This window comes from Acidovorax sp. HMWF018 (assembly GCF_003061035.1).
GTDB lineage: Bacteria > Pseudomonadota > Gammaproteobacteria > Burkholderiales > Burkholderiaceae_C > Acidovorax > Acidovorax delafieldii.
This window is the reverse complement of record NZ_QAIM01000505.1, coordinates 3,694-7,314: the sequence shown is the minus strand read 5'-3', so window position 1 is coordinate 7,314 and position 3,621 is coordinate 3,694. Positions and strand designations below refer to the sequence as shown.

Here is a 3,621-nt window from a genome sequence, read left to right as displayed (position 1 = left end):
CACCACATCACCACGCGGCACCATCAGTGAGCCGATCTGGCGGTCGTCCAGGCGGAACACGTTGCGCACCATGGTGTGCTCGTGCGACTCGATCACGCCGGCGGTGGTGCCTTCGACCAGCATGGCGTGGATCTCCTCTTCGGTCACCGGGCTGCCACTGGTTTCCTTCACGCCCAGCAGGCGCAGCAGGGTGCGCGTGGACGTGGACAGCAGCAGCACAAACGGCTTGGTGGCCAGCGCCAGAAAGTTGATGGGCCGTGCCACCAGGCGGGCAAAGGTCTCGGGGTACGACTGGCCGATGCGCTTGGGCACCAGTTCGCCTACCACGATGGAGAAGTACGTGATCAGCACCACTACCAGACCGGTGGCCGCGTAGCCGCCGTAGGGCAGTGGCACCCCCAGGCGCTCCAGCCACGAGGCCAGCGGCGCGGCCAGCGCGGCTTCGCCCACGATACCGTTGAGCACGCCGATCGACGTGATGCCGATCTGGATGGTGGAGAGGAAGCGCGTGGGGTCTTCGCCCAGCTTCACGGCCGCGGCGGCACCGCTATCGCCCTCATCAATCAGCTTCTGCAACCGGACTTTGCGGGCCGTGACCAGAGCGATCTCTGACATGGCAAACAGGCCGTTGAGACAGATGAGGGCGAACAGTATTGCTATTTCCATACAAAGGGCGCCTTGCGCGCCCTTGGGAGTTGAGAAGCGACCAATTGTAAGGACAGGGGCCAGAGGCCTTGCGCAGGCTCCTAGCCACCTTCGGTTGGCAGGCCGGTTTCGTCCCATTCGGGCAACCCGCCGCGCAGCCAGTACACCGACTGGAAGCCCTTGGCGGAGGCTACCTTGGCGGCCTTGTAGGACTTCCAGCATTCGGCGCCATTGCACGCAAAAATCACCGGCTTGGCTCTGTCCAGGCCCTGAAGCTTGTCCAGCGCCTGAAAGTCATCCTGCGCGGCATTGAAGGCCACGTCCTTGAGGCTCTTTTCCACATACGCAGCGAATACGGCCCCGCGGATGCGCTTGGTCTTGAATTCCTTTTCGGTGCGGGTGTCCACCAGCGTGGCGCCCTGCGTCAGCAGGGTCTGGGCCTCGCGCGCGGTGACACGGTTGACCCCAGGCAGGCTGGTGGGCGTGAACAGCCCCAGCTCGGCCACGCGACGGTATTCCACCACCTCCGGGCGCACGGAGACTGGCGGCAGGCCGCTGGCGGAGGACGACGCGTTGAACCACTGGGCCAGCTTGTTGCGCGCATCCGCCGGCAGGCCTTTTTTCACCACGATGGAGAACCCGCCCGGAACGGGCTGCGACGTGGCCAGCACCCGCGCGATGCCGGGGTGCGCCGCAGACCATTCGGCCCAGTCGTCCTCGCGCACCACGGTGGCATCGGCCGTGCCCAGGGTCAGGGCGGTGAGGCCCGCCTGGGGAAATTTTTCGTACTGCACGGCGCGCAGGTCCTGGAACGACAGCCCTGCCTCGTTCAGCATGCCGCGCGCCATGTAGGTATAGACCGAGTCCTGCTGGGGCAGGTAGAGCCTGCGGCCCTTCATCGCAGGCACTGCCGCCAACTGCTGCAGCCCGACCAGCAGGTATCTGTCTGATTTTTGCGTTGCGCCCACCAGTTCGTAGCCGCGTTGCAACGCAGACGCCGCCACCTGCGCAGGGCCAACGAAGATGTCATAGCCCGCGCTGCGGGTGGCGCGCATCACGTCGGCCATATCGTCGCTGGTCGTCAGTGCCACCGACTGGCCCGCGGCTTTCGATAAGCCCGATTCGGCAGCGGTGCGCAGGATGGAATGCGCTGCCTTGCGGGCGGTGGGTTCCACGGCCACGATGGCCGTCAGCTGGGCCTGTGCTGCGCTGCATCCCAGCCATAGGACAAGTAGCAGTCCCAGCGGGCCTCGGGTCGGTTTTCTGGTGGTGTTCATTGCGCTGCTCCTCTCCCCAAAACAAAGCGCGAATATGCCCACGCCCCCCGCACCTGCGTACGAATGTTTCCGATCTTTTGTTCTTGTTACTTCTGCTAACGACGCCGCGCGTGCGGCAGGAGGAGCTGCCCCACAGAATGCGGGCTGACCCGGCCCCCCGTCCCCGCTCAATGGCGAGGGGCTACAAGGTTTTGTCCACCCCACTATTTGGAGACGTTTCCATGAAAGATTCGATGACCCTGCCGCGCCGCCACATGTTGGCCGGAAGTGCTGCCGCCCTGAGCGCGCTGGGCCTGGCCGGATGGACGGGCAGTGCGCGGGCCCAGCAGGCCGCAGCCTCTGCGGCCAAGCCGCTGCCCGCCTATGCGGGGTGGAAGTCGCCGGATGCATTGATCGTGCACAGCAGCAGCACCCTGGAGACACGCCGCTCCGCGTTCGGCACCAGCGTCATCACGCCGTCCAACCAGCTGTACGTGCGCAACAACCTGCCTGCGCCTGACGCGGCCATCCTGGACAACCGCGACGCGTGGACGGTGTCCGTCGAAGGAGTCAAGAGCCCGCGCAGCCTGACGCTGGCGGAGCTCAAGACGCTGGGCGTGGAGACCGTGGCCACCGTGCTGCAATGCTCGGGCAATGGCCGGGGCTTTTTCCCCAGCAAGCCCAGCGGCACCCCCTGGTCGGTGGGCGCTGCCGGCTGTGTGGTCTGGAGCGGTGTGCCGCTGCGCAACGTGGTGGCCGCCCTGGGCGGGCTGGCCGATGGTGCCGCCTACCTGACCGGCACGGGGGGCGAGAAGCTGCCCGAAGGTGTGGACCCGCTGTCGGTACTGGTGGAGCGCTCGGTGCCCGTGAAGGCGATGGACGATGCCCTGCTGGCCTGGGAGATGAACGGCGAGCCACTGTCGCTGGCGCATGGCGGCCCGCTGCGGCTGGTGGTGCCCGGCTACCAGGGCGTGAACAACATCAAGTACGTTAAGCGTGTGGCGTTTACCAGCGCACAGTCGCAGGCGCGCATCATGTCGCACGGCTACCGCATGTCGCCGCCCGGCAGCAAGGCCAGCCCCGACCAGCCTTCGGTGTGGGAGATGGGCGTGAAGTCGTGGATCAACGGCCCCTTGCCCGACAAGGGGGCACTCAAGCCCGGACAGGTGCAGGTGCATGGCGTGGCCTTTGGCGGCACGCGCGGCATCAAGGGCGTGGAGGTGTCGGCCGATGGCGGCAAGACCTGGTTGGCGGCCAAGCTCATCGGCCCCGACCTGGGCCCCTTTGCCTGGCGGCAATTTGCGCTGCCCGTGCGTCTGGAGGCGGGCACCCATGTGCTGGCCAGCCGCGCCACCGACACGGCCGGCAATGTGCAGGCCGAGCAGCGCGAGGAAAACCTGGGCGGCTACAACAACGCCAGCTGGCGCGACCACGCCGTCACCGTGACCGTGGCCTGACATGGGTGGATTGAACCGAGCGCGCCGCCTTGCAGCGGCGCTGTGGGCCGCTGGCGCCTGTGCGTCGGCGGCGGCCGCCGACCCGGCCGAACTGGCGCGCGGCAAGGAGCTGTTCACCAGGATCCAGCCCGCCTGCGCCGTGTGCCACACGCTCCAGGCCGCCGGTGCCGAGGGCCAGGTAGGCCCGGTGCTGGATGAACTGAAACCCGACGCCGGCCGTGTACTGCGTGCGCTCAAGGCAGGCATCGGCGTGATGCCGTCCT

The 3,621-nt window shown here is 67.0% G+C and carries 4 protein-coding genes; 2 read left to right on the top strand and 2 right to left on the bottom strand.

Going from position 1 to position 3,621, the window contains the following annotated elements; genetic code table 11:
- On the bottom strand, positions 1-666 hold a 666-nt coding region (locus DBR23_RS21485; protein ID WP_146191399.1), incomplete at its 3' end, for a hemolysin family protein.
- 80 nt (positions 667-746) lie between these two features.
- Complete coding sequence (locus tag DBR23_RS21480) at positions 747-1,922, bottom strand: rhodanese-like domain-containing protein (RefSeq protein ID WP_108499539.1); 1,176 nt, start codon at positions 1,920-1,922, stop codon at positions 747-749.
- A gap of 221 nt (positions 1,923-2,143) precedes the next feature.
- On the opposite strand from DBR23_RS21480, the gene DBR23_RS21475 reads away from it, so the two are divergent.
- The gene (locus DBR23_RS21475) at positions 2,144-3,358 is read left to right on the top strand and encodes a sulfite oxidase (RefSeq protein WP_056747901.1); all 1,215 of its coding nucleotides are present in this window, start codon (positions 2,144-2,146) and stop codon (positions 3,356-3,358) included.
- 1 nt (position 3,359) lies between these two features.
- A partial coding sequence (locus DBR23_RS21470) for a cytochrome c (RefSeq protein WP_233250654.1) occupies positions 3,360-3,621 on the top strand: 262 nt, incomplete at its 3' end.

Coding starts and splice junctions, on each gene's coding strand:
- DBR23_RS21480 (WP_108499539.1), bottom strand. CDS start 1,922: ATGAACACCACCAGAAAACCGACCCGAGGCCCGCTGGGACTGCTACTT.
- DBR23_RS21475 (WP_056747901.1), top strand. CDS start 2,144: ATGAAAGATTCGATGACCCTGCCGCGCCGCCACATGTTGGCCGGAAGT.